The 24,258-nt window shown below is 34.7% G+C and carries 23 protein-coding genes, 1 tRNA gene and 1 other RNA gene; 14 read left to right on the top strand and 11 right to left on the bottom strand.

From position 1 onward, the window contains the following. Positions 1 to 20 precede the first annotated feature (20 nt). From rpsE to BU804_RS06965, 11 genes are all read left to right on the top strand, one after another. Entirely contained in the window at positions 21 to 524 is a 504-nt protein-coding gene (rpsE, locus tag BU804_RS06915; RefSeq protein ID WP_011174978.1) for a 30S ribosomal protein S5, read from the top strand. 8 nt (positions 525 to 532) lie between these two features. Further along, complete coding sequence (gene rplO / locus BU804_RS06920; protein WP_011174979.1) at positions 533 to 985, top strand: 50S ribosomal protein L15; 453 nt, start codon at positions 533 to 535, stop codon at positions 983 to 985. A 243-nt stretch (positions 986 to 1,228) separates the two neighbouring features. Beyond that, positions 1,229 to 2,596, top strand: a complete 1,368-nt coding sequence (gene secY / locus BU804_RS06925) for a preprotein translocase subunit SecY (RefSeq protein WP_420885286.1) — start codon at positions 1,229 to 1,231, stop codon at positions 2,594 to 2,596. Between the two features lie 118 nt (positions 2,597 to 2,714). Continuing rightward, a complete protein-coding gene (gene rpsM / locus BU804_RS06930; RefSeq protein WP_011174981.1) occupies positions 2,715 to 3,083 on the top strand; it encodes a 30S ribosomal protein S13 in 369 nt (122 codons plus the stop codon). Positions 3,084 to 3,101: 18 nt separating this feature from the next. Next, the gene (gene rpsK, locus BU804_RS06935) at positions 3,102 to 3,509 is read left to right on the top strand and encodes a 30S ribosomal protein S11 (RefSeq protein WP_011174982.1); all 408 of its coding nucleotides are present in this window, start codon (positions 3,102 to 3,104) and stop codon (positions 3,507 to 3,509) included. A gap of 150 nt (positions 3,510 to 3,659) precedes the next feature. Next, positions 3,660 to 4,775: a DNA-directed RNA polymerase subunit alpha gene (locus tag BU804_RS06940; protein WP_075883504.1), complete on the top strand. Its 1,116-nt coding sequence runs from the start codon at positions 3,660 to 3,662 to the stop codon at positions 4,773 to 4,775. Between the two features lie 10 nt (positions 4,776 to 4,785). After that, positions 4,786 to 5,214, top strand: coding sequence for a 50S ribosomal protein L17 (gene rplQ, locus BU804_RS06945; RefSeq protein WP_039356786.1), 429 nt, complete (start codon positions 4,786 to 4,788; stop codon positions 5,212 to 5,214). Between the two features lie 460 nt (positions 5,215 to 5,674). Next, a complete protein-coding gene (locus tag BU804_RS06950) occupies positions 5,675 to 5,902 on the top strand; it encodes a hypothetical protein (RefSeq protein ID WP_143298949.1) in 228 nt (75 codons plus the stop codon). 269 nt (positions 5,903 to 6,171) lie between these two features. Continuing rightward, a complete protein-coding gene (gene gap, locus BU804_RS06955; RefSeq protein ID WP_075883506.1) occupies positions 6,172 to 7,191 on the top strand; it encodes a type I glyceraldehyde-3-phosphate dehydrogenase in 1,020 nt (339 codons plus the stop codon). A gap of 971 nt (positions 7,192 to 8,162) precedes the next feature. Continuing rightward, the gene (locus BU804_RS06960) at positions 8,163 to 9,293 is read left to right on the top strand and encodes a hypothetical protein (RefSeq protein ID WP_075883507.1); all 1,131 of its coding nucleotides are present in this window, start codon (positions 8,163 to 8,165) and stop codon (positions 9,291 to 9,293) included. A gap of 121 nt (positions 9,294 to 9,414) precedes the next feature. Continuing rightward, positions 9,415 to 9,498 (top strand) — tRNA-Leu (locus BU804_RS06965). Positions 9,499 to 9,539: 41 nt separating this feature from the next. On the opposite strand, the gene BU804_RS06970 is transcribed toward BU804_RS06965, so the two are convergent. Both BU804_RS06970 and BU804_RS06975 read right to left on the bottom strand, forming a co-directional pair. Beyond that, a complete protein-coding gene (locus BU804_RS06970) occupies positions 9,540 to 10,583 on the bottom strand; it encodes a hypothetical protein (protein ID WP_075883508.1) in 1,044 nt (347 codons plus the stop codon). Between the two features lie 35 nt (positions 10,584 to 10,618). Further along, positions 10,619 to 11,527 carry a hypothetical protein gene (locus BU804_RS06975; protein WP_075883509.1) on the bottom strand — a complete coding sequence of 303 codons (909 nt, stop codon included), beginning with the start codon at positions 11,525 to 11,527 and terminating at the stop codon, positions 10,619 to 10,621. 668 nt (positions 11,528 to 12,195) lie between these two features. Here BU804_RS06975 and BU804_RS06980 point away from each other — a divergent pair. Continuing rightward, positions 12,196 to 12,954: a CPBP family intramembrane glutamic endopeptidase gene (locus BU804_RS06980; protein WP_075883510.1), complete on the top strand. Its 759-nt coding sequence runs from the start codon at positions 12,196 to 12,198 to the stop codon at positions 12,952 to 12,954. Between the two features lie 253 nt (positions 12,955 to 13,207). Here the strand turns inward: BU804_RS06980 and BU804_RS06985 are convergent, their stop codons facing one another. The 5 genes from BU804_RS06985 to BU804_RS07005 all read right to left on the bottom strand — a co-directional run bounded on the left by BU804_RS06985 (position 13,208) and on the right by BU804_RS07005 (position 18,371). Further along, on the bottom strand, positions 13,208 to 14,374 hold the full coding sequence (locus tag BU804_RS06985; RefSeq protein WP_075883511.1) for a UPF0158 family protein: 1,167 nt from the start codon (positions 14,372 to 14,374) through the stop codon (positions 13,208 to 13,210). A gap of 136 nt (positions 14,375 to 14,510) precedes the next feature. After that, a complete protein-coding gene (gene dapF / locus BU804_RS06990) occupies positions 14,511 to 15,317 on the bottom strand; it encodes a diaminopimelate epimerase (protein ID WP_075883512.1) in 807 nt (268 codons plus the stop codon). A gap of 8 nt (positions 15,318 to 15,325) precedes the next feature. After that, positions 15,326 to 15,928: an ATP-dependent Clp protease proteolytic subunit gene (locus BU804_RS06995; RefSeq protein WP_039356797.1), complete on the bottom strand. Its 603-nt coding sequence runs from the start codon at positions 15,926 to 15,928 to the stop codon at positions 15,326 to 15,328. Positions 15,929 to 16,065: 137 nt separating this feature from the next. Beyond that, positions 16,066 to 17,541 carry a glycine hydroxymethyltransferase gene (locus BU804_RS07000; protein WP_075883513.1) on the bottom strand — a complete coding sequence of 492 codons (1,476 nt, stop codon included), beginning with the start codon at positions 17,539 to 17,541 and terminating at the stop codon, positions 16,066 to 16,068. A 389-nt stretch (positions 17,542 to 17,930) separates the two neighbouring features. Then, positions 17,931 to 18,371 carry a CBM20 domain-containing protein gene (locus BU804_RS07005; RefSeq protein ID WP_075883514.1) on the bottom strand — a complete coding sequence of 147 codons (441 nt, stop codon included), beginning with the start codon at positions 18,369 to 18,371 and terminating at the stop codon, positions 17,931 to 17,933. Between the two features lie 535 nt (positions 18,372 to 18,906). Here BU804_RS07005 and cdsZ point away from each other — a divergent pair. Both cdsZ and rnpB read left to right on the top strand, forming a co-directional pair. After that, positions 18,907 to 19,677 carry a zinc ribbon domain regulatory protein CdsZ gene (gene cdsZ / locus BU804_RS07010; RefSeq protein WP_075883515.1) on the top strand — a complete coding sequence of 257 codons (771 nt, stop codon included), beginning with the start codon at positions 18,907 to 18,909 and terminating at the stop codon, positions 19,675 to 19,677. A gap of 64 nt (positions 19,678 to 19,741) precedes the next feature. After that, positions 19,742 to 20,114: RNase P RNA component class A (gene rnpB / locus BU804_RS07015), an RNA gene on the top strand. A 40-nt stretch (positions 20,115 to 20,154) separates the two neighbouring features. Here the strand turns inward: rnpB and BU804_RS07020 are convergent. The 4 genes from BU804_RS07020 to BU804_RS07035 form a co-directional block, all read right to left on the bottom strand. Then, positions 20,155 to 20,829 carry a CPBP family intramembrane glutamic endopeptidase gene (locus BU804_RS07020; protein ID WP_075883516.1) on the bottom strand — a complete coding sequence of 225 codons (675 nt, stop codon included), beginning with the start codon at positions 20,827 to 20,829 and terminating at the stop codon, positions 20,155 to 20,157. A 79-nt stretch (positions 20,830 to 20,908) separates the two neighbouring features. Then, positions 20,909 to 21,583: a GTP cyclohydrolase I FolE gene (folE, locus tag BU804_RS07025; RefSeq protein ID WP_011174999.1), complete on the bottom strand. Its 675-nt coding sequence runs from the start codon at positions 21,581 to 21,583 to the stop codon at positions 20,909 to 20,911. Between the two features lie 34 nt (positions 21,584 to 21,617). Next, positions 21,618 to 22,331 carry a TrmH family RNA methyltransferase gene (locus tag BU804_RS07030; RefSeq protein WP_079988648.1) on the bottom strand — a complete coding sequence of 238 codons (714 nt, stop codon included), beginning with the start codon at positions 22,329 to 22,331 and terminating at the stop codon, positions 21,618 to 21,620. A 48-nt stretch (positions 22,332 to 22,379) separates the two neighbouring features. After that, positions 22,380 to 23,966 carry an ABC-F family ATP-binding cassette domain-containing protein gene (locus BU804_RS07035; RefSeq protein ID WP_075883518.1) on the bottom strand — a complete coding sequence of 529 codons (1,587 nt, stop codon included), beginning with the start codon at positions 23,964 to 23,966 and terminating at the stop codon, positions 22,380 to 22,382. Positions 23,967 to 24,258 lie beyond the last annotated feature (292 nt).

The raw sequence follows: 24,258 nt of genomic DNA on the forward strand, positions 1-24,258 counted from the left end.
AAAAGATGTAAGGAAGAGTCATGGCAAAAAATAATGAGTCTCCAAAAAAAGAGAGAGAGAAAGCAGAAAGTGATTTGACTGAAAAAGTCTTACACATCAACCGTTGCTCTAAAGTAGTTAAAGGTGGGCGTAAATTCAGTTTCTCTGCTCTTATTTTAGTCGGTGATGGTAAAGGCCGTATTGGTTATGGATTTGCAAAAGCAAATGAGTTGACAGATGCCATTCGTAAAGGCGGAGAAGCCGCTCGTAAGAATATGATTTCTTGCCCAACTGAAGGTACAACCATTCCTCACGAAGTAACTGTTCAATGGGATGGAGCAAGTGTTCTTTTGAAACCAGCTCCTTTTGGAACAGGTGTGATTGCTGGTTCTAAAGTACGTGCCGTCCTTGAACTTGCTGGTATCAAAGATGTGATGGCGAAGAACTTAGGTTCAAGCAATCCAATTAACCAAGTGAAGGCAACATTTCAAGCTATTCAGCAGTTGCTTACACGTGATGAAATTAAGCAGAGAAGAGGGGTATAAAAAGACTCATGATTACTTTAAATACACTCAAAGATTCTACGCGTAAACGTAAACCTCGCAAACGAGTTGGTCGTGGTATTGGTTCTAAACACGGAAAAACTTGTGGCCGTGGTGAAAAAGGTGCTGGTGCTCGCTCTGGTTATAAAAGACGTTTAGGTAAAGAAGGCGGTCAAATGCCTTTGTTTATGAAATTGCCTTTGCGTGGGTTTAGCAATGCACAATTTCGTCGTCAATTTGACGTAATCAATTTAGATCAAATCGAAGCTGTTTTTAAAGATGGTGAAACTGTTGATGAACTTTCTTTGAGAGAACGAGGATTCATCAGCGGCAGAACTCACGGGATAAAATTGTTAGGAAATGGTGATTTAACAAAAAAAGTTAAGATTCATGTTCATGCAATTTCGGAAAGCGCTCGTGAGAAATTAACTCAAGCTAAAGTTTCATTTGAAATTGTAAAATAGCTTAATTTATAGACTGATGCTCATCTAATAACGTAACTTAAGATAAAAGTATTTCTTTTTACTAAAGAAACGTTGATAAATTTAAACCACAAAAATAAAAATTTATTTTTGTGGTTTTCATTAGGTCTCTTGCAAAGTTCACTTTTTATAAGTGATTTTTTGGATGAATTTATATTCAAATCACGCAAAAGAAATTTTCTTTTGAGGAAAAAAAGCAACCTATTACCCAAAGATATAGAGATGCTGAATGGATTAAGACGTGTTTTTCAAATACCTGAACTAAAGACGAAAATTCTTATAACGCTTCTTTTACTTGCTGTTTGCAGACTTGGAAGTTTTATTCCAGTTCCTGGAATTAATGGAGAAGTTGCAGTTAGCTTTTTTAGACATGCGACCGGTGGAAGTCAAAATCTTTTTCAGATGGTCGATATTTTTTCTGGCGGTGCTTTTTCTCAGATGACTGTGATTGCTCTTGGCGTAACACCTTACATCTCAGCATCCATTATTATGCAATTGCTAGTTGCTCTTGTTCCTAGCTTACAAAGAGATTTGCGTGAAAATGGTGATGCAGGAAAGAGAAAAATTAATCGTTGGACTCGTTTTTTGACGATTGTCCTTTCTTTCTTACAATCTGCTCTTTTTGCTAAATATGCGCTTCAAATAAATCTTTCACGACCTGGTATTGTGGCTGGGGAATTGTTAGATATTACTGCATTTGGACTACCATGGCTTTTTTATTTGATAACTATTGCTACAATGACAACTGGAACGATGTTTTTGATGTGGGTAGGAGAGCAAATTACTGAACGTGGAATTGGTAATGGAATCAGCCTTATCATCTGTTTAGGTATTTTATCTCAAATCCCTACAGCAATGGGATTAATTTTTCAACAACTTAATCTGGACTCACAAGAACCTGGCCAAATGAATTTTTCAACAATTTTAGTTTTGATCAGCGTTTTCGTTGTTGTGACACTAGCGACTATTTTAGTAATTCAAGGGCACAGAAGGATTCCCCTTCAGCATGCAAGACGTGTTGTAGGTAGAAAAGAAGTTCAGGGAGGAAGTTCTTATATTCCTTTAAAAATTAATTATGCAGGTGTTATCCCTGTTATTTTTGCCTCATCCTTATTAATGTTTCCAGCCACGCTGGGAACTTTTGTTGGACGAGGAAATTGGTTAGGAGAAGTGGCTAATTGGCTATCGCCTGGTGGACCTTTATATCTTGTCTTATTTGTAGCTTTGATTATATTTTTTACATACTTTTGGACAGCAACACAATTCAGGCCAGATCAAATTGCGTCTGATATGAAAAAAAATGGTGCATTTATTCCAGGTATAAGACAAGGCAAACCAACGCAAGATTATTTAGAAAGTACAATGAATCGAGTGACTCTACTAGGAGCTGTATTCTTGGCATTAATTGCAATTTTACCAACAATGATTGGTAGTGTGCTGGGAGTACCTCCAACTATTAGTTATTTCTTTGGTGGAACAGCTCTGTTGATTTTAGTTGGAGTTGTTTTAGATACAATGAAACAAGTAGAATCGCATCTTTTAATGAAGCGATATGATGGTTTCATGAAGAAAGGGCGAGTACGCGGCCGTTAATGTTAAGAAAGCTTTAAGCATTAGTGTAAAGCTTCAAAATATGATTAAATAAAGTTGCAATAAAAAGAAAAGTTCAATACAATTTACAGTTCGTTTTCGGAAAAATTAGGAGAGTTCAATGCCTAGAGTCATAGGTATCGATATACCAGATAACAAAAGATTAGAAATCAGTTTAACCTATTTATATGGAATAGGTCGTCATTTGTCAAATGAGATTATTGTTAAATTGGGTTTAGATCCAAACATGCGTGCTCATAAACTTACCCAAGATGACTTAGCTCGTCTAAATGGTTTACTCACATCTGAATATATGGTTGAAGGAGATCTTCGTCGTCAAGTTCAGAATAATATCAAACGTTTAATTAGCATTCATTCTTATCGTGGAATGCGCCATCGCCTTGGATTGCCAGTTCGCGGTCAACGTACAAAAACAAATTCTAGAACGCGCAAAGGTCGACGTAAGACTGTTGCTAATAAGAAAAAATAAGAATAGGAGTTCTCAACTTTGAGTAAGCAACCTGCCACTAATAAAAAACCTGTAAAGGCTAAGAAAAAAGCTTTTCAAAATGTTCCATCAGGAATCGCGCATGTTAAAGCTACCTTTAACAATACCATTATTGCGATTACTGATCCATCAGGTCGAGTGATTTCTTGGGCATCTGCCGGAAAAGTTAACTTTTCAGGTTCTCGTAAATCTTCAGCTTTTGCAGCCACAGTAGCTGCTCAAGATGCTGCTAAAACAGCTTCTTCTCTCGGTATGAAAGAAGTTGAAGTAAATTTGAAAGGACCTGGAGCGGGTCGAGAGTCTGCTGTGCGAGGATTACAAAGCGCGGGCTTAACAATTACTGCAATTAGAGATACAACGCCTGTACCTCATAATGGATGTCGTCCGCGTAAACGTCGTCGTGTATAAAGAAAAATTATGATGAACGGTTTGGTATGCCTTTTATGTTGATATTTTTAGTATCAGCATTAAAAGGCTTATTAATAGACTGCTCATTTGCTTCATACGATCAAGAGCCAAACGTTCATCTCAACTATTACTATTTTTAGGAGTCACTTCATGTCAGTAAAATACGGCAAATTTGAAATGCCTCATAAGATTACAGTAGATCAAGAGTCTCCTGAATCTAATTTTGCCCGTTATGTGGCTGAGCCTTTCGAAAGAGGATTTGGACATACAATTGGAAATGCATTGCGTAGAATGATGTTGTCGTCTTTAGAAGCTCCAGCTATCATTTCTGTTCGCGTAGAGGGCATTCCTCACGAATATATGGCTATTGAAGGAATTTCTGAGGATATGACTAATATTATCCTCAACTTTAAAGGAGCTTTGCTACGCAAGCTTCCTACTGAAGAAACTCCTAGAGATGCGCGTATTTTGACAAAAGTCGTCGAAGTGACACAAGACGACTTAGATCGCAATCAAGGGCAATACTGCGTTACATTGCAAGATGTCGTTCAAGAAGGCAATTTTGAAATTGTTAATCCAGAATTACATCTTTTTACTGTGACTAAGCCTATGCGTCGTCAAGTAGATCTTCGAATTGCCTTTGGACGCGGTTATGTCCCGTCTGAGCGTCACGTGGTACGTGATAAAACATCCGATGAAATTTTAGTTGATGCAGCTTTTTCACCTGTTCGTTTAATCAATTATTTTATCGAGAATACACGTGTAGGTCAAGATACTGATTTTGATCGACTCATCATGGAAGTTACCACTGATGGGCGTATTACTCCTGCTGAAGCTTTGAGTTTTGCAGTTCAAATTGGGCTTAAACATTTTGAAGTGTTTAATCAATTTAATAATTACGCCCTTTCTTTTGACGAAAAAGATGGAGATCGTAACGGTGATCAAGATGAGTTAATGGATAAACTTTCTTTAGGAATTGATGAAATCGAGTTATCAGTTCGTTCAGCTAACTGCTTAACTGGTGCTAATATCGAGACACTCGCAGAATTGGTTTGCATTCCAGAACGTAGGATGTTAGAATTCAGAAACTTCGGTAAAAAATCCTTAAATGAAATTAAAGCTAAACTTCATGAAATGTCATTGCACTTAGGCATGGACTTGAGTCGTTTTGGGGTTTCACCTGATAATGTCAAGGATAAAATCAAGCAGTACCGTGAAGAAAAGAAAAAGAAAAAAGAATTAGTTAAACACGAAGATGCTAAGTAGGTAAACAGTTATGAGACACCTCAATCAAACATGTAAGCTCAATCGAACCACGTCTCATAGACGTTGCATGTTCGCCAACATGTTAAAATCTTTAATATCGAATGAGCGTATTGAAACAACAGTTCCGAAAGCTAAAGCATTGCGCCGCTATGCCGATCGCATGATTACTTTAGCTAAGAAGAATACATTGTCTGCACGTCGTCAAGCGATTGCAGAGCTGATGATCCGTTTTAATTCTTTGACCCCAAAAGAACAAAGAGCGGCTAAAGAAGGAAATACACAAGCTTATAATGATGATCGTCTTGTCATCGGTAAGCTATTTGATGTTTTAGGCACGAGATTTGCTACCCGTCAAGGTGGTTATACTCGTATTGTGAAGCAAGGACATCGTGTGGGAGACAATGCACAAACTTGTATTATTGAATATCTCACCGATTAATTTTTAGTTTTTATAAGACAGATCTGTTAATAGATCTGTCTTTTTTCAAATTTGTTTAATTTTTTGCCATTTTAAGTTCTTATTTAGATTTCTTAATCATTTAAATTGGCTTATATACTTATTCATTTCTATCTCTCTATACCTTGATAAGTTTTTCACTTCCATAAGTTTTTCTATATTTCTTTTTTTTATTAATATTCAGAATTTATTTAACAATGAATCAACATGTTTTATAAAATTGCGTTTTACGTTATTTTTTTTAATTATTTAGATTAATAAAGGGAATTTTGATAATAACGTTTAATTGTTAAATATTTATTTTTTTTTATCAGACAAAACAAATGACGCAAATAAGGGAAGTCTGGGAATTTTAGGAGGTTTTAAAAAAAATTTGAAGGAGTGATATGTTCTTTAACAAAAGATAAAGCTTTTCGAATTTATAGCGGTTTAGGGACTGCAATTGTTGTTATATCATCTATTGCTCAGCCAAAAGAGTAAGAGAAAACTTCTTCGCAGAGGACTTACATTTGGGATACGTTGTAACATCCTCAATGCTCTTGTTGTTACTTATTTAGTTTTTACTGAAATGGATGTAGCTCAGATGGGCATTTTATTAACGCAAACGATGGTTCCTTTTGAAGCATATATGACAGATGTTTTTGTCAATTTATTCCTTAGTAATTTTTAATGCAGTCTGAATATTCTCAACAGCGTGACAGAAAGCGGCTGTGGAGATTATTTTTAAAAAACGAGAACACCCATTTTAGAAACGAATACTTCAAGTTTTAGGTTTATTTAATATAAAATCAAAAATTAACTAACGATTTGAATGATTTTTCTGTAAATAAATCTTATCCCGCCATTAATGCTCTAAATTAATAATTATCTTCCTCTATTCTTTGCTTTACAATCTCTTTGCGATACATTATTTTCAAATAATAATAAAAAGGAGGTCTTATGGCGGTCAATATAGCTATCAATGGATTTGGAAGAATTGGGAGATTGGTTTGTCGTCTCGCCATTGAAAGAGAAGATATTCGCATTATTGCCATCAACGATCTAGTTCCTGCAGATAATTTAGCTTATTTATTAAAGTTTGATTCAACTCATGGCCGATTTAAGGGCGAGATAAAGGTAGAAGAGAATGCTATCCATGTGAATGGAAAGAAAATACTAATTTTTTCTGAGAAAGATCCCCAAAATTTACCTTGGAATGATTTGAAAATTGATTACGTTGTTGAGTCTACCGGCTTGTTTACAACTGCTGAATTGGCAGGTAAACATTTAATTGCCGGGGCGCAACGTGTTGTTATTTCTGCTCCAGCTAAAGGAGATGTTCCGACATTTGTAATGGGAGTGAATGAAAAAAACTATAATCCAGCAACTGATCGGATTGTTTCTAATGCTTCTTGTACAACTAATTGCTTAGCTCCAATTACAAAAGTTTTATTAGATAATTTTGGAATTGACGAAGGTTTAATGACCACTATACATGCTGTCACAGCTTCTCAACCAACCGTTGACGGGCCTTCAAAAAAAGATTGGCGAGGAGGAAGAGGGGCTAGCCAAAATATCATTCCGGCTTCTACAGGTGCTGCAAAAGCAGTTGCCCTATGCTTGCCTCAAGTTAAAGGGAAATTGACTGGAATGGCTTTTCGTGTGCCTAATGCAGATGTGTCTGCGATTGATTTAACGGTTCGTCTGAGCAAGGAGACATCCTATGAGGATATTTGCCAAGCAATGAAAAATGCATCGGAAGGAGTAATGAAAGGAATTTTAGCATTTTGCGATGAACAAGTTGTATCCAGTGATTTTATCAGTAGCCCCTATTCCGCTATCTTTGATAAAGATGCGGGAATCACCTTGAATTCGAAATTTTATAAATTAATTGCTTGGTATGATAATGAGATGGGATATGCTTGCCGAGTTATTGATTTAGTGAGTTATATGAATTGTTGTAACAACAATTCTCTTTAAAAAACAGATTAAGCTATGTTATGAATCTATCGTAAGGTAAACCCCGCTTGTTTTTATCACATAGCTGCTGTTTTTCTGCAGGAACTATTTGCGCAGTAAAAGGATGTTTGCCTTCAAATAGCAAGATAGGTAAACTAAAGTGCGAATATTTTTTTAATGACAGTAAGGGTAAAGATATAAATTTTTTGAATATTTATCGATCTGTCCAAAACCTTGAAAAATAAAAATTTGAAATATTTTTACTTTTCGGTTTATTTGTGCAAGTTATTTTACTAGGTGACAGCATAATAGTACAATAGTTGTCATAAAATAAATTTTAGGACAACGAGCTCATCGAATAAGATGACTAGTAAATTTTAGATGAATAATTCGTTTAATGTAGAGATTAATTTTTAAATCGTTTGATTCTCAGGAAAATTAAGATCACTAAATTCATGAAATGAATAAAGAAAAACAACTAATAAGATGTTTATTGGCTTAAAGACTTCTAATCGATTTAACTGAACTGATAAAAAATTCGCCATTTTTTTATTTGATTTGAATCAATAAATTTTAATGAACGAATTATATCAATACTGAATGGTACAAATGAATTTGGGAAATTCATTCAGTGTAGATAATTGATGAAACAAATGTGAAGGGTGATTGCGAATTCCTATTTTGATAAGTGAATTCTTTTTAAATAAACTGGAAGAGAATGCATGAATAGAAGTAGCTAAATAACTAGAAATGTATCGTTTTAAAATTATAAGATCAAGAAAGCGATTAAAAAGTGTATAGAGTATGTTTAGTTTAGTAGATTTCTTTATTGAATAAACTAGATTAAAGACATGATATAAATACACTAATCAGCTCATTTTTGAGTTTTTAGTCTATCCTTCAAATATTGTTGTCTTAGTCTTTAGCTAATAAAACTTGTTAAGTTGACTGAATATAAATCAGATGGAAACACTTAACAATGGATAACTAAAGTGGATTTTACACGTGAACCCATCATAGAAACGATTGTTACTCCTAAAGAAGGATATAAATTAGTCGTTAGAAGCAGTAAAGGATCAGCACAAGAAGAGTATTTTGTTGATTCTGTAGAAGTTGTCTCTTTTAGTCATGCTCTATTTTTCCGTTCCATGGAAAGGCCTAAATCATTCCTTGTTCCCGTAGCTGACTATGAAATTTTAGAAGTCAGGGAAGCTCGCATGGTCTTAAAAAATGCAGGTTTAGATCGTTCAATTAAAATTGGGGGAGGGCGTGAAGGAAACTTAAAAGCAACTAATCGAGAATTTGACAAAAATGAGGGAGTAACAGAGGAAGAAATTGTTGCCGAGCAAGAAGATACGAATATTCAAGTTTCCGAAAATCCAGAATCTAGGCAGGAAGTTAAAGTCGATAAAAAACGAGATAGACGCCGCCATTATCGGAAACGGAGAGGAGGTAAGGGGGAAGAGCGAGAAGAAAATGCAAAAGAAGCCATCAATGATTTATCTCCTTCGGACATTCCATCGTTGGAAGACGAGAAAATTAATCTTTTACCACCTGAAGAGGTGATAGAAAATGGGCAAACGTCGACGCTATCGCCTAGTTTGCTATCTTCTCTGTTACAACCACCACCTACATTAATTTCAGAGACAATTAACCGTTATAGAGAAAATGCGTTATTTAAAAATGCTTTTTTCTTAACTGAAGAGGAACAGTATAAGCCTCATGACAAGGTTCAAGAACTCCTGAATGAAGATGATGATGTCGATTTTGCTCCTTATTTGCAAGAACCAACATTTGCAAAGGAACCAGAAAGTTCTAATTCTGGGGCTACAGAGCAGCTCTCGGGTGATAAAACAGAGCTTTTTGAAAATATTATTGAACAAGGGTTGAAGCGAGAAGAACAAACTCAAGAACAAATTTTCAAAGAAATTCCGTCTGAAAATACAACTTCCGATGAAATCGCATTAACAAGTGAGTCTAATCTTGCTGAATATTCTGGAGAATTATCTTTTCCCGCTTATAAAAAAGAGTCTGAGAATGAAGAAGAAGTATTTTTCGAAGAAAGTCAAAAGCGAGAGGAAAATGAAAAGATAGTTCATTCTGAAAATAAAACAGAGGTATAATTTTAATTTAAACAAAACCTTCTGATTAAGTTCAGGAGGTTAAATTGAATGGCCATTTAAGCTAAGATAGAAAAATCTTGACAAAATATCAATTGAAAAGTTAAATTGTTTATTCTATTTCGCTCGGGTGGTGGAATGGTAGACACAAGAGACTTAAAATCTCTTGCTCATTTTGGGCGTGAAGGTTCGAGTCCTTTCCCGAGCATTTAAAGCCGTTAGGAGTCCCTAACGGCTTTTTTTATTCTCTTAAGCAGCTTCATTGTGTACGAGCGTAATACAAAAATCAGTCGCTAATACTGCTTTACCTTCAACATGAATGCGTGTGTTTTTAGGAGCAATAATTTCTTTAATATTTGGACATTGATCAATGTCAATAACTTCAGCTTGAAGAGCTTTAATTGTTTTCAGCCGTGTACATCGATGAAAAAGTAACTGACGAGAATCAACGGTTAATGTTTCTAGATTGAAGCAATGATTACACTCTATTTTATGATTATCCTGGATTTGGATTTCGATGATAGCGGTGCTGATTAACTTCAAATTTTGAACACTCTGACAAGTCAATTGGTCAAGATTATTACAGTTTTGAAATTCCAGATGTTGAATATGAGTTGCTTTAACACTTGCAACATTCGAAAAGAGGAATTTAACGGAATTTTTATTCCTAAATTCAAAATCAGATAAAAAGCTATTTTCTCCTTTGTTACAGCCAAATACGATGTCTTGACTATTATCTGCTTTCCAATTTAATAATTTATCATAGAAATAGAGGCTGATGCTTCGAGCATTAGGCGCATGAAAAAATTCTAAGTTTTTAGTGGTTAAACAAATAGGATTTTTCCCAAGATAAACTAAGTGCATTAAGTGAGATGAAACAAGGGTAAACTCTACCTTTGTTAATAGAGAGGTGGCCTGAAAGATTTTTTCCATGTCTGAATCGGATACATCTCTCAAATAAACTTTTTTTCGAAGGTTATGAAAAGGTGCTTCGTGAGCTAAATAAACTTGAAATTGTCTGGCTGATTTGCAGTTCCAGACGAGTAAAGCATTTGGATATACCTCTTTTAGCATAGACTCGTATTTGATTAACACTTTCTCATTGCCCGTTTGCGAAGACAAATTAAATTTAACGATGTCAATTAAGTAATTTAACTTGTTAAATAATTCCGCGCAGCCTGGTTGTAGGCTATATGCCAAACCATCAGAATCTAAGCTTAAACTTGAACCAAACGTTTTCCATACCTCATGAATGCTTTTACAGTTTTGACTTAAAATTTCCGCTTTTTGCATTTTGCTTAGAATAAAAAAACAAAAATAAGTCGTATTTAACGTTTTTTTTGTTCAACACCATCTATATGTTCGCTCAATGCTTCAAAGATCGCTTCAAAATTTTCTTTATTCAGCTGGGGTAGTAATGTTTGCGAATCCACTGGCAATCTTCTTCTAGAATGCTTAGACAAATCTAATTTAATTCCTAAAAAATGTGACAATTGAAGAATAGGGAGAAGATTTTGGTCCGCTATTTCTAAATTTTTGCTTGTTAAGTTTAAATTTCCAGTTGCCATCAGGTAAATAATATTTTTTACATCTTCTCGTCTTGATTTAAGTAAAATAGCTAATCGCGTGTAGTTTATAGGAATAAAGTAATAGAGAGACAATTTGAGCAGAGGAATGAAATTGTCTTTTGTGAATAATACATTCTTTCCTAACAGGATTTGAATTAGGTCTATCGCGATTAAAGAAGCAAGATCTGGGTTGTCGGTGTCAATAATATCCGCTATTTTTTCAAAATCGATTATTAATTCTTTGTGATCTTTCCATTCACCTTCTGATTGAGTTTTTAATAAAGGAGCTAAAGTCTCCAATAAATTTTTAGGGACTTGAATATAGGAGGGAATATTAGGAAATGGATTAAAAGCTTTGATCTTAATTTTAACAAAATGAGTGGGATCGGAGGAAATGGATGAACCGTATTTTTTCCAGATCTTTTTGTATATATCAATGACATTTTTAGGAATTGTTTTTTCTTGGACTAATTTTTGAAAAAACTTTTTAGTTAAAAGGAAATTTTGGATTTGTTCTTTTTCTAACTTTTTGAAAGTTTCTAATGCTATGGTTACTTTTGCTAAATATTGCTGGGATGTTTGCTCTGATGGGGGTTCAGTCATTACGTAAGTTTCAATCGAAATCCAGTTAGCTTCTGTCTGGCAAGAATAATTTAAGGAAGGTTGCATATTCACATTCCGTTATATTGAGGAGGGCCTAATTTTATTTTAATTTAAGCGGAAGTTTTTTTTGTCAATCAAATATAGAGGGATTAAAAGCATGTTTTGGCAGAATTTACTTTGTAAAGACAACTATTAATTGATTGATATTTCATTATTAAATTTTATTATTAAAAAATTTGTGCGTTATATTTTAGGGGACTTTTATGATTTTCAAACACAATATATTCTCCAGGGTAAAGTAGCCCCCCTATAGATAACTATGAAAATGAGTGAATTCGCTAAACCCATAATAACTGTGAAATTTGTAAAAATGGTTGCTGTGCAAAATTTTTTTTGAGGTTATTTATATCAAGAATTTTCACTCCAATTGCTATACTAAGTTTGGACAAAGTGGTTGATTTCATTTGCATGGAGTTAGCTATGAAAGTTTAAGCGAAAAACATTTAAAAATTTTAGTAAATGGAATGAGTAATCTCTCAACATTACCGGCGATTTTTATGCAAAAATAGCACTACTATTTGCACTTTAATTGATCCGAAGAATGATTATATAGAGTTTACTTCCAACAACATATTTGATAAAATAGTAACGCAAACAAAAGCTTCTTTATCTATTTTTATGATTGTTACTTTTGCGCTTAAATAGCTAATAATAAAAAAACTTTAGGAAAATGTATGAATAAAATTTCTGAAGATTTTCACGCATGGAGTGCACATTTTTCTCCAGTCGCTATTCAAGCAAAAGAAATTGGGTTAAAAGCAATAGTTATAATTGCCTCAGTTCTTGCTGAAATGGTGAAAATAGTTGCTGTAAAAATTTTGTTGGAAGAAGTAACAAAAGCCCTTTTTTCTAGCAAACAATTATCAGGGATTAATGTAAGGTGGATTACAGTTGTGGGGCCCGTCGTTGAAGAAGTTTTTTTTCGTGGGATGCTGCAGCGAGGAATTGGTATAACTCAAGCGGGATGGAATCGATTTGTGGTTAAAAGGGAGCTGTCAGAGCAAGAAATAGTGTCCCAAAGAGCTTGGCGTATCTATGTGACAGCTATTATTTTTGGATTAGCTCATGCTACTAATTCTCATAGTAATTATGCTAATAAGTTTACTCAAATAGAATGGTCTTATATGGGAGGTGTCGCATATGGGTATCTCAGTGAAAAATATCAAACTCTTTCGGTTAGTATATTGGCACACAGCATCAATAATATTTTGGCGATTTCGTTGGTGGCTTACCCCAAATTTAACAAATTAACGACACTAGCCCTAGTGGCTAATAACCTAGCTTTTTATATTTTAGGCACGAGTTCAAATAATGTAATTGATGAAACGATGGTAGCAACTAAAGCTTCTTTATTGCATTTATACCAGCGCTGTTTTGTTTCTTTGTCAAATTTTTCAAAAAAATCTGCCTCACAAACCGTCGAGATTGTCTAAATAAAACAAGCAAAAAAACTGAAGGTTTTAAGAGATTTTAATTTTACCGTTTTCATGTTTTAGGGTGATTTTAAAACATGTATGGGGCCAGATAGGAACGAAAGTTAAACAAGGTGCCGTAGATTTTTATCTCTGCGCCATTTAATTTTTATTTTTCAAGCTTCATTTGTAGCAAATAACTGAGCTCATATTAATAAATTAAAGTTTAATTAATGCTGAATCGTCAACAATTCAGCATCGCACTTCTAAAAGCCTAAGACTCTTTTTTAGGCATGATTTTTTTTAAAACTTTCCCTTTCGTCGGCATGGCTTCTTTTTTTGCTTTCGGAATAATCCGCTTAGCTTTAGGCTTTTCTGGTTTGGCTGGCTTTGCAGCTTTAGTTACGACAGCCGACTTAGAGGCAGCCTTAGCTTTAGTTGGCTTTTCTTTCGTTTTTTTTTGTTTTTTTTCAGTAAAATCCTCATCATCGTCATCATCATCTTCGTCATCAAAACTGTTATCCATTGCGTAGGGATTATTCTCTTTTTCTGTCGGAGGATTTTGAGTTTCTGCCCAGCGATTAGAAAGAGTGCGTAAGGATGCAAGCTTTTGGCTTATAGAAGTGTCATCATCAAAGGATTGTCGACGGTTTGTTAAAAGATCATCTTCAGAATCAAATTTTGACGAAAAAGCTGAAAAATGGGAAGATTGAATGTTAGGTACGAAGAGAAAAGGGCGAACCGTTGGGGGAACAGTTGTAAAAATATCAATTGTTACTTGGGGTTCAATTTCTGGTTTTGCAGCTTGTTTAGGTGGGCGACCTCTTTTTGGACGGGGATTTAAAGCTTCGTTGGAATAGTAAGTTTTTGCCTTTGCAAATAAGTTTTTGCGGGCTGTTAGAATATCCTTACCTACTTTTGATTGAAAAAGAGAATGTTTAAGTTTTTCTACAAGTTGACGGGGTAAATCTAAATCTTCTTCAAAAACAAAATGAAAATGATTTAACCTTAACCATTCAATAATGCGAATGCGCGAACGTTCTTGATAAAATTGCTGCCACTTTTCTTGTTCAGAATGATGATCATAAATGAACTCTAAAAAATTCTCTCGAGCTTCTTTAGATTGAATAATATCAAGGAGCTTTTCTTTTGTATCAATATCGTAAACCTTTTCATTGACAAATCCTTCCATGATCTTTTTGGTTTCATAAAAAGATAGTTTTGGGATTTGACAATATCTATCCGAATTCTCTGTCAATTCTTTTTGTAAAGCGTCTAATTCGTTTTGAGGTTTATCAAGATCAACATAAATTAAAAAACCTTCTAATCGATCAATAAAAAAATCACGTTCGTCATCCGATTTAGCAAAAGCCTCCATTAAACGGTGACAGCGTAAAATGAGGGGGTTTTGAGCTTCTTGTTTAGTTTTGCTGGCGCACATATTCGTTTACTTCCTCAAATAGTAATATAAGATTGGGATTGTATCGAATTGATTGAGTTACAAGCAATCGAAAAGCTTTTTAACTAGCATATTTTTATCAATTAAGCGTTAAATTTTTTTCTTAAAGTTTCGGTTATTATTCTAATTTGATTGAACCGTTGAAAACGGCCAATGCTGGACCTGTCATTGTCACATTTGTAAATTTTTGATTAAGCAACGTGAAACCAATTTCTAAACAAATTCCCGATTGAGTTTGCATTGATATGGGAGCATTTAAACGATATTGAAAAGCTGCTGCTAGAGCCGCTGCTGTTGCTCCCGTCCCACAAGCTAATGTCTCTGCTTCTACCCCTCTTTCATAAGTGCGAATCATGAAAGTTTGTCCATGGAGTTGCTGTACAATTGAGAAGTTAGTTCCGTCAGGTTTCCATAACGGATGATAACGAATGAATGGCCCCATTCGTTCTAACGGAAATTGTTCAATGTTTTCAGCGAATAAGATAATGTGTGGAACCCCTGTATTTAATGAGTGCACATAATAGATTTTTGACTCAAATGAAATAGGCACATTCCAATTTAATTTGTTGGGGGAGCCCATTTCAATAGTGATATTAGATGCACTTTTCCAAGCTTTTAGCACATGGTTATTTGTTTCTATAGAATAAATGGAATGCAAAATATTTAAAGATTCCATCCAATCGATTAAACATCGAAGACCGTTTCCACACATTTCGGCCTCACTTCCATCTGCATTAAAAATGCGCATGCGGGCATGAGCAATTGTCGAGTTTTCTAAAAGGATAATTCCATCAGCTCCAACACCCCATTGCCGATGGCAAAGCTTTTGAATAAGAGGGATGGAAAATGGAAATTTACCATTTCGATTATCAAAAAGAATGAAATCATTTCCACATCCCACATATTTAGTAAAAGGCCACTGCATAAGTTTTTTTAAGTGGATTCAATCTCTTCAAAGCTATTAATCACTTTATCGAGTAGTCCAAATTCTAAGGCTTCTTGTGCTGTCATCCATGTATCTCGATCAATTGCTTTTTCTATGGCAGCAAAATTTTTCCCCGTTGCTTGTACGTAGATTTCAATCAATCCATTTCTAGTTTTTAGCATCTCTTTTGCTTGAATCTCCAAGTCTGTTGCTTGCCCTTTAATTACTCCGGATAAAAGAGGTTGGTGGATCATAATTCTAGAATGAGGTGTTGCGAATCGGCGTCCAGGGGAAGCGCAAAGGCTTAAAATAGAACCCATTGAAGCGGCTAATCCAGTAACCAATGTTGTTACAGGGGAAGTAATCATTTTGATTTGATCCCAGATCGCAAATCCTGAATCAACAGCACCACCTGGACTATTAATGACGAATAAAATTGGTTTGCCAGGATCTGTTAATTCGAGATACCAAAGCTTACGAATAATTTCACTTGCCGATCCACTATCAACAGCATCAGAAATAAAAATTCTTCTAGAATCTAGTATAGCATGTTCAATACGATCTGCCATTTTAGAAGGAATGGCACTTTTGTTTTTATCATGTTTGGGCATGGAAGTCTCCCGAGTCAAAACTCATTTTTTAGTTGTATCTTATGATTTCTGATATCCTTTTTCAAGTTCTAAAGGCGCAAAATAAGAAAAAATGTTTGTTTGTGTCAAACTCTAAATCAATTTGATAGTAAAGTTTATTAAATTTCTATTTCAGGATAGAGAGGGAAATGAATTAATAAATTTTTTACTCGTGCTTTTGCTTCATTGATAATTGTGGAATCTGTGATGACAGAAGCCTTACTTGGTTGTCCAGTTTTTTGAACAATGCCAGGTTTAGAGTTTGATAGGACAGAGAAAATAACAGAAGCAATTTCATTCATTTCATCTTTACCCATTCCCAAGGTTGTTAAAGCTGCTGTTCCTAAACGAATTCCAGATGTATACCAAGGCCCTTGTAGATCATTTGGAATTGCATTTCTGTTAACTGTGATATGGGCTTCTCTTAATGCAGTTTCTGCTTGACGGCCGGTTAATCCAAATTTAGATAAATCGAGAATCATTAAATGGTTTTCTGTTCCACCGGTAACAAGACGAATTTCATTTTGAAGAAAGCAATTGGCTAAGGATTGAGCATTATCAACAATTTTTTGTGAGTACTGTTTAAAATTAAGGGAATTTGCTTCTTTAAAAGCGACGGCTTTTGCTGCCATAACGTTGGGAAGAGGCCCTCCAAGAACTGACGGACAACCTTTATTAATGGTTTCGCTAAAGGACTGTTTACATAAAACAAAACCTCCTCTTGGGCCTCTCAATGTTTTATGCGTAGTAGAAGTCACAATATCTGCATAAGGAATAGGATCGAATTCGCCTTGGAAAACTTTTCCGGCTACTAGACCCGCAAAGTGAGCCATATCTACCATCAAAGTAGCTCCTACACTATCTGCAATTTCACGCATTTTAGCGAAATTAAGTCGCCTTGGATGGGCCGAATAACCAGCAATAAGAATTGTCGGTCTTTCTTGTTGCACTTGTTTTGCAAGAACAGAGTAATCAAGAATTTCGGTTTTGGGATCAACATCATATAAGACAGAACGCATCATCTTAGATGAGATATTATGGCGATATCCATGCGTTAAATGTCCCCCTGAATTTAAGGACATACCCATGAGTTTCTGATTAACGAGAAGTTGCCGAATTTTTTCATATTCTCCAGGAGTTAACTCATCTAAAGTTTTTTTTCCAAATTTTTCAATTTCCGGATTTTGAATTTTATGGATTAAGATGGCCCATAGTGCCACTAAATTTGCGTCAGCTCCTGAATGGGGTTGAACATAGGCATGCTCACATCCAAATAATTGAATCAATTCTTGATTAGCTGTTTCTTCAATGCTGTCTATGTTATCGCATCCCGCATAAAATCGGTGATGTGCATATCCTTCAGCATACTTGTCAGTTAAAAGGTTACCCATTGCTAACTGAACAGCCAAAGACGAAAAGTTTTCAGATGCAATAAGTTTTAAATGAGAGCGTTCATCTTGTAATTCTTGAATAATACTAGAAGAAATAGCAGGGGAGACAGTTTCAATATGATCAAGAGCGGCTAAATAAGCAATCGCTGCTGAATTTTGTTGATTGCTCGTTTTAGACGAGAGATATTTTTTAAGTCTTGACATATGCTGTTCTCCTTATGACGACTGAAAATCTGTTGAGTTTCATGCAGTTACTCGTTAAATCCACATCTTTTGCATTTATTTTTCGTTGACTACCGTGAGTAGATGAGCGCAATATTTTGGTAAAATTTGATTTTCAAGTAGATAAACCTAGCACCTAGGCTAAATTCTTTTGCTTGAACAAATAAATTGATGTGAGATTTATTGTGTCTGACAAGCTTGTTTTGTGCAAGATATACGAGATTTTTTAAAATAATATGGACTTGATTAGTAGCGTTAAAATTTGAAAGTAAGCCCAAAAAATGCTCATAATCAATTATTAAAAATAAATATTGATAGATTTGTTTTAAGGGCTATCAAGAAAAATTTGGCCAATGACTCAAAATATAGTTTTATGCAAATGAAGGAGTATAAATAAATGAACAGCCATTAGTTATGGTGTGATTTTCACCCGCTTCATAATGATTATCGTTAATTAATACTTTAAACTCACAGCTCGAAAAAGGGGTTTCATTTTCCCAAATCCATTCATCTGCTTTAATGTTTTTTAATGGTTGCCCTTTGTTCCAGTTTAGGTTCGCTCCATTGCCTCGAATGTACAGTTGATTGTTAAATCCTACATCATATTTAACTAAGACTGAAGTTTTAAATAGGGTTTTTTTTTCAAAATGAGAGCATCCATGTTCACATTCATCCTTTTGATTTGCATAAATTTTAGTGGGATGTTGAGTCGGAGCTTTGGCTAAAGCAAAAACATCGGTTTCTTTGGGTTGCGGGGATTGTGTTATTTTAGTTTTAGCAGGATTTTTAAGTGAGTCTTTTTTGGTTAACATGGTTCACCTCTCGGTTGACTTAAGTAAAAAATAGTTCTTAAGCATCTTTTAAGACATAAATTAAGCGTCTAAAAATGATGTTTACGTTAATAAAAGAATTTATTTATGTATTGTAAATTAGATGAATCTCTGTCAATAAAAAAAATGATAAGTTTGTGATGCGAAATAAGAAAACTAAAAATTTACAAATCTGTTTGAAGTCTCAGGTTTTTAATTGAATATTAACTCTCGACAGGATATGTTATTTGTATCCTAAATTAAACTAAATTTAGGCGATAGTTTGTGCTGTATGACAAAATACGACTACGTAATCTAATGTGTTTCATTCAGCAGGAATTAAGTAGAAATCTTTTAACAGTCCCTTATTGTGTTAAATCTAAAATAATTCATGTTAAGGGATGATCAGATTGTGTTCCACAGCATTTGGCATTTCTCAAATGAGATGAAATTTGAGAGATTATTAAATCATTTAAAATAAATGTTGAGCACTTTCTAGTAGATAGACAAGCTTACCCCTATACCTTAAGGAATACCTATGCTAGAAGCCCTTAAAGTGATTTTAGAAGTTCAAGAACTAGACATGAAAATGATTCAGTTGATGCTCTTAAAAAGACAAAGACAAAAAGAATTGGATCTTATTCACAATGGGCAAGAATCACTTCACAAGCGTGTGACAGATAAAGAAACTGAAATTTTTGAAGTGAAAAAGTTGATTCGCTTGACCGAAGGTGAACATGCAGAAATATTAGAAAAAATTAAAAAATTTGAGTTACAACAAAATTCAATTAAAAAAGTTGATGAATATAATGCAATCACACATGAGATTTCAGCCGCAGATCGTGAACGTCTCAATAAAGAGCAGCGTTTAAGCGATTTTTATGATAAGTTAGCGGTTGAAGAAGATATGCTTAAGAGTTTGAAAGAGGGTGCAGAAGAAACAGCTGTTAACTCTAAAATTGTTGAAACTGAAATTCATGAAAGTATTCGACAAATTAACGAAGAAGGTCGGGTTCTTAAAGCCCAACGAGATGAACTCGTCGAACAAGCTGACCCAGAAGTTTTTCAAATTTATGAAAGGCTTCTCCGTAATAAAAAAGATCGGGTTGTTGTGCCTTTAGAAAATCGGTGCTGCAGTGGTTGTCATATCATGTTAACAGCTCAACATGAAAATCTCGTTCGCAAAGGAGAGCGTCTAGTATTTTGTGAGCATTGTTCACGTATTCACTACTGGCAAGAAAGTAAAGCTTTAGAAGATAGCGTGATTGCCACAAAACAACGGCGTCGGCGAACAACGAAAACAGCTTAGAGCCTTTTTAGCCCTCTTAAAGCTGATTTTTGAGGGTTTTTCAAATGTTTTTCAAAATTTTTGTCTGGGAAGAGAAGTCATCGCTGCTTTTCTGTTGAAAGAAGAGGAGAGGAAAGTCTGGACTTCGCAGGAGAAGATACCAATGAAAGATTGGGGGCCGTAAGGCTACGGAAAGTGTAACAGAAAATATTCCGCTATTAAACACTTTGTGTTTTGATAGACAGGGTGAAATGCTAGCTTTGGGAGCTATGCCTGATTTGAGGAAACTCAAACAGTGACAAACCCTATCTGAAGCAAGACCGACAAGAGCATATTCTGTCTCCACAGAGCTCTCAAGAGTTGCTTGAGGATGTCGGCGACGCCATCCCTAGATGAATGATGACTAGGCTAACTTTTTTGTTAGTCGACAGAATCCGGCTTAATATCTTCCCAGACTTTTTTTATCTTCAAAAAATAGCACCCCTTTAGTTTACTTATTTAGCGAAAGTAAATGTGACGAACGACAGCTATTTGAAATAACATGAGAAATATAAAATTGAATGTAGAATGAGCCATTGTTGCTGAAAAAAGCCCATCTCGCTCTTTGGCAATTCCAAAAATGAGCCCTGCTCCAAACTGATGGAAAAGGAAAAGTTGCAATCCATTTTGAGGAGCATGAACAAGAGCAAATAAAATTGAAGTGAAAAAGATTCGGGAGATTTTTAAAGCTGTTTGAGACTGAGCTAGGCTTGGACAATGGTTTTTTAGAAAAGGTGTTACTTTGTTTTTAAGTAATTTTGTTTGTATTAAATCCCTAAAAATGATCTCTTCTAGGATGGGAGTAACTATGCATATAGAAAATATGTAATAACTAAGTACGGGAATATATAAAATTTTAATAAGAGTTTTTTGCGTTGCTGGAATAAGAAAAAATGTTGGATTGAATAGAGGCTTAAGTATTTGAAATACTTTAGAAGAGCCTAAGACTAAAGTAGCGCATCCTAAACCTGTTCCTATTGCTGTTACTCCATAAATAGCTCCGCCAGCAACTTGTTTAATATCAGTAATTTTTGAATATTCCACCAATACATTAATTTGGTAGTTTGTGACTTGATCCATATAATAATTTATTGTGGTAAACACACGAGATGAGGACAATATTGCTGTAGACATTTTTTCCTCTATCTGGATTTGTTATTTATTTAATAAGAATTTCTTTTAATTTTAATTCATATTAATCCAATAATTTTTTTTATTCAAAAACTCTTCGATTGATTCCTTCAAAAAACTCGCGTCTTAAATTTCCATCAGCTCCGAATTGACCTCGTAAAACATTTGTAATCGTATGGCTACATTCATCTTGAATTCCTCTAGCCTGAACACAAGAATGAATCGCTGTCAAAGAGACGGCGACATGCTCAGTATTTAAAAGAAGGGCTAAAGAGTCAGCAATTTGAGCAGTTAATCTTTCTTGTAATTGAGGCCTTTTAGCAAAATATCGCACCAGCCGAGGAATTTTAGATAACCCAATTAATTGATTTGTAGGGATATAGGCAACATAAGCAAAACCTGACATGGGAACAAAGTGATGCTCACAAAAACTTGTAAAGCCGACTTTAACAAAAACCATATTGGCTTTATGTTCGTGATGAATTTCATCTTTGAAAAAACTTATTTCAGGAAAATTTTCTTCATCTAATCCCGAAAAAATTTCATTAACGTACATTTTGGCTACTCGTTCTGGGGTACGAGCTAAAGATTCATCTTCTACATCAAGCTCAAGTGTCTCCATGATGGCTTTAAAATGTTCAGCAATTAGCTTTATTTTATCTTGATCCGACAAACGCTTTTGATGTCGCCGAATCGGTGAAGGAAAATTTGTGATAGAAGGAGGAATTTTTTTTTGAGGGAACTCTTTTTTTGTCATGAACTTTTTACTCATTATTAGGTTCTAAGGCACGTTATTCATAAATTTTCGCAGTTTTTCTTTGACGATAGATTTCACCTGCCGTAATAGCGAAAGCATTGGCAACATTTAAAGAGTTTTTTCTGCCCCTTAAAGGAATTTCTATTAAATAATGTGCTCTTGTAAGAATTTCTTGGCTACAACCATATTCCTCGTTTCCCACCACTAATGTGAAACGTTCTGGAAAGATAAATTCGTATAAATTAATAGCTTCCTCAGAAGTTTCTAAAGCAATAATAGGTTGTGCCAAATCATTTAAATCTTCATTTTGATAACATTTTACCCATTGATAAGCTCCCATAGAAACATTTTGTACTTGTTTATGATTTGTATAAGGAGTTTGGGTAGAAAAATAAATACTGCCTAAGGAGAATGCTTCTACTGTTCTGATAATACTTCCCACGTTATGAGCTGACCGTAAGTTGTCCAGATAGATAGAAATTGGCCAGCTAGGATTTCCTGTAGAACGATCTTGCGTGCGTACAGTTGATAAAAGGTGATGTTCTTTTTTTTGAAGTTTTGCTTTTTTTAGGTGGTAATGGTAACGGTTAGAAAGTTCTTGAATAGTAGAATTATTAAGAGGATTTTCTTTCATCCAATTAAGAAATTCATGATAAAGCGTAAGGAGTGAAAGATTTAGTTGATTTTGCAGAGAAAGTTCATATAAGTAACGAACTAGCTCTGCGCATTTTTTATGTTGTCTTTCCAAAGGGAGATTTAGAAACTTCCTGGAAGTAAAATTGTACATAATTAGAAATTAAGAATGACTTTTATGTAATAAATACTCTTCCAGATTGCCTTCAAAGAAATGGATGCCGTCTAGTTCAAAAGCAATAATTTTATTAGCTACAGTTGAAATAAGGTCTCGGTCATGGCTGGCTACCACAACGGTTCCTTTATACTCTGCTAATCCCCAGCCTAACGCAGAAACAGCTTCGAGATCTAGATGGTTATTTGGTTCGTCCAAAATAATTAAATTATGTTCAGATAAAAGCATTCCTGCTAAAATTAAGCGAGCAGTTTCTCCTCCAGATAATGTTGCTACAGGTTTAAAGGCGTCATCTCCTCCAAACAATAATTTACCCATCACACTACGAATCTCTTGATCATAAATTCCTGGACGTCTTTCTTTCAACCAATCAAAGGCCGTTTTTTGCCCTTTTTTTTCGACAATATCGGAGTGTTCTTGTGGGAAGTAACTGATTAGAACTTGATGTCCTAGTTCAACTTGACCGTTATCTGGCCGTAAAACTTGTGCGAGCATCTTTAAAAGAGTTGTTTTTCCTCGTCCATTGCTTCCAATGATCCCAATTTTATCTCCTCTATCGAGTTCCATCGAAAAATGCTTGATAACAGGAGTGTTATCATAACTTTTACTTATTTCTTCAACTTTGAGTAAGATTTTCCCAGGCGCTTTTTCTGTAGGAATAAATCGAATATATGGACGTTGGATATTGGATTTTTTCAGGTCTTGGGGTTGCAAACGTTCAATTTCTCTTAAACGAGATTGTACCTGGCTTGCACGAGTTCCAGCTCCGAATCGAGCGACAAATTCTCTTAATTGAGAAATTTTTTTCTCTTTAGATTTTGCATCGGCATCTGCTCGTTCACGAACAGATGTTTTAGCAACGACCATTTCATCATAATTTCCTGGATAGATAATAATGGTTTCGTAATCAATATCTGCAATGTGAGTTGTAACAGAATTTAAGAAATGACGGTCATGGCTAATAACAACTAATGTTCCTTTATAATTATGTAAAAATTTTTCTAACCAACCAATTGAATCTAAATCTAAATGGTTCGTCGGCTCATCAAGTAGGAGAGCTTGAGGTTCGCCAAACAATGCTTGGCATAGTAGAACACGGAATTGAATGTCTGTAGGAACGGCATGCATCTTTTCATTGAAATATTCATTAAGAATTCCCATTCCTGCTAAAAACTCTTCAGCATTTGCTTCGGCGCTATAACCATCTTCTTCAGCAATGATACCTTCTAACTCTCCTAAACGCATACCTACATCATCTGACATCTCTACTTCATAAAGGTTATCTCGTTCTTTTATAGCATCCCAAAGTCGTTTATTACCCATAATGACTGTATCAACAACTTTTTCATTTTTGAAAGCTTCAATATTTTGACGTAAAATTCCTACTCGATTAGGGAGAGTAACCGTTCCAGAGGTGGCTTCATCAAAACCCATAATAATTTTAAGAAGTGTAGTTTTACCCGCACCATTTGGACCTGTCAAACCGTACCGGTTTCCTGCATTGAAAGTAATTGTGACATCTTCGAATAGAACACGACTACCAAAATTTTTTGAGATTTTAGAAAGAGTAATCATATTTTTTGCTAAGTACTTGGGTTTGGATTTTAACACTCTAGCGGTGTCTAAAAGAAAATCTAATTTAAATTACAATCGCGAAAAAGGTTTTTTTAATGAGAGGTTGAGTAAAAAATGGTTCTCTCGGAAAAAATGACACGATTTTGAGAATTTTCTCGAATACGGCTCTTTTTATACAAAATTGAATGAATTATATCACAAGTTTGTACCGTTGACAAGTAGATATATAAACAAGTAAACCAAAAAGAGTATATGTTTATTAATTGAATTTTTTTATTTTTTAAGGTTTTTT

Origin of the sequence: Candidatus Protochlamydia sp. W-9 (assembly GCF_001950615.1) — a bacterium.
Classification (GTDB): Bacteria; Chlamydiota; Chlamydiia; order Chlamydiales; family Parachlamydiaceae; genus Protochlamydia; species Protochlamydia amoebophila.

What these genes read in the sequence shown, in the direction of transcription:
- BU804_RS06940 (WP_075883504.1), top strand. Translation starts at nt 3,660, where the DNA reads ATGTCAGTAAAATACGGCAAATTTGAAATGCCTCATAAGATTACAGTA.
- BU804_RS06975 (WP_075883509.1), bottom strand. Translation starts at nt 11,527, where the DNA reads ATGCAACCTTCCTTAAATTATTCTTGCCAGACAGAAGCTAACTGGATT.
- cdsZ (WP_075883515.1), top strand. Translation starts at nt 18,907, where the DNA reads ATGCTAGAAGCCCTTAAAGTGATTTTAGAAGTTCAAGAACTAGACATG.
- rpsM (WP_011174981.1), top strand. Translation starts at nt 2,715, where the DNA reads ATGCCTAGAGTCATAGGTATCGATATACCAGATAACAAAAGATTAGAA.
- rplQ (WP_039356786.1), top strand. Translation starts at nt 4,786, where the DNA reads ATGAGACACCTCAATCAAACATGTAAGCTCAATCGAACCACGTCTCAT.
- rpsE (WP_011174978.1), top strand. Translation starts at nt 21, where the DNA reads ATGGCAAAAAATAATGAGTCTCCAAAAAAAGAGAGAGAGAAAGCAGAA.
- gap (WP_075883506.1), top strand. Translation starts at nt 6,172, where the DNA reads ATGGCGGTCAATATAGCTATCAATGGATTTGGAAGAATTGGGAGATTG.
- dapF (WP_075883512.1), bottom strand. Translation starts at nt 15,317, where the DNA reads ATGCAGTGGCCTTTTACTAAATATGTGGGATGTGGAAATGATTTCATT.
- BU804_RS07020 (WP_075883516.1), bottom strand. Translation starts at nt 20,829, where the DNA reads ATGTCTACAGCAATATTGTCCTCATCTCGTGTGTTTACCACAATAAAT.
- BU804_RS07035 (WP_075883518.1), bottom strand. Translation starts at nt 23,966, where the DNA reads ATGATTACTCTTTCTAAAATCTCAAAAAATTTTGGTAGTCGTGTTCTA.
- BU804_RS07005 (WP_075883514.1), bottom strand. Translation starts at nt 18,371, where the DNA reads ATGTTAACCAAAAAAGACTCACTTAAAAATCCTGCTAAAACTAAAATA.
- BU804_RS06980 (WP_075883510.1), top strand. Translation starts at nt 12,196, where the DNA reads ATGAATAAAATTTCTGAAGATTTTCACGCATGGAGTGCACATTTTTCT.
- folE (WP_011174999.1), bottom strand. Translation starts at nt 21,583, where the DNA reads ATGACAAAAAAAGAGTTCCCTCAAAAAAAAATTCCTCCTTCTATCACA.
- BU804_RS06970 (WP_075883508.1), bottom strand. Translation starts at nt 10,583, where the DNA reads ATGCAAAAAGCGGAAATTTTAAGTCAAAACTGTAAAAGCATTCATGAG.
- rplO (WP_011174979.1), top strand. Translation starts at nt 533, where the DNA reads ATGATTACTTTAAATACACTCAAAGATTCTACGCGTAAACGTAAACCT.
- BU804_RS06985 (WP_075883511.1), bottom strand. Translation starts at nt 14,374, where the DNA reads ATGTGCGCCAGCAAAACTAAACAAGAAGCTCAAAACCCCCTCATTTTA.
- BU804_RS06995 (WP_039356797.1), bottom strand. Translation starts at nt 15,928, where the DNA reads ATGCCCAAACATGATAAAAACAAAAGTGCCATTCCTTCTAAAATGGCA.
- BU804_RS07000 (WP_075883513.1), bottom strand. Translation starts at nt 17,541, where the DNA reads ATGTCAAGACTTAAAAAATATCTCTCGTCTAAAACGAGCAATCAACAA.